The following is a 589-nucleotide window of genomic DNA, read 5'->3' as shown; positions in this document are numbered from 1 at the left end:
CCAGGACCGGAACCGAGGAACGAGAAGGTTCGGTTGTGGCCCCGATCATTCGGGCCTCACGGCGCGGGCGAGCATCACGCCGAGGCGCTGGGCCTCCTGCATGACGTCCGGCCGTTCGCGCACCTTTCCGGCGGCGAAGACCTTGAGCACCGAGAGTTCACCCAGAATTTCGTAATCATGGCTCTCCAGCGGCAGGCGCATGGCGGGCATTGCGAACCCGAGGTCCTTTTCCTCGGCCTGCTCGCCGACACAGGCGAGCACGGCCTTGCGTCCCTGCCCGGCAAGGCGGCTGGACCACGCCCTCGGCATGGTGTCCTCGAAGTCGTAATAACAGTACAGCCGATCGATGAACGCTTTCATCCACGCAGTGACATTGTAGGTATGCACGGGGGTGACGAGGATGAGTCCCTTGGCCTGCTCGAAGAGAGGATACACAAGCTGCAGTCCGTCCTTGAGGCCGGTGCAGGCCTTGTCCTTGCGGCAGGCTTCGCAGCCGATACAGGAGCTGAATTGGTAGTCGCGCAGTTTCACCAGCTCGGCGCTCACGCCCTGTTCGCGGGCCGCCTCGACCATGGCCGCGGCCACGCGG

At 64.3% G+C, this 589-nt stretch carries 1 protein-coding gene; it reads right to left on the bottom strand.

Features of this window, described 5'->3' with window-relative positions:
- Positions 1 to 45 precede the first annotated feature (45 nt).
- Positions 46 to 589: flavodoxin family protein (locus JCM12178_RS17465; protein WP_245628862.1), on the bottom strand; the 544-nt coding region annotated here is incomplete at its 5' end.

This window comes from Salidesulfovibrio brasiliensis JCM 12178, from assembly GCF_001311825.1.
GTDB lineage: Bacteria > Desulfobacterota > Desulfovibrionia > Desulfovibrionales > Desulfovibrionaceae > Pseudodesulfovibrio > Pseudodesulfovibrio brasiliensis.
This window is presented reverse-complemented; position numbering and strand designations above follow the sequence as displayed.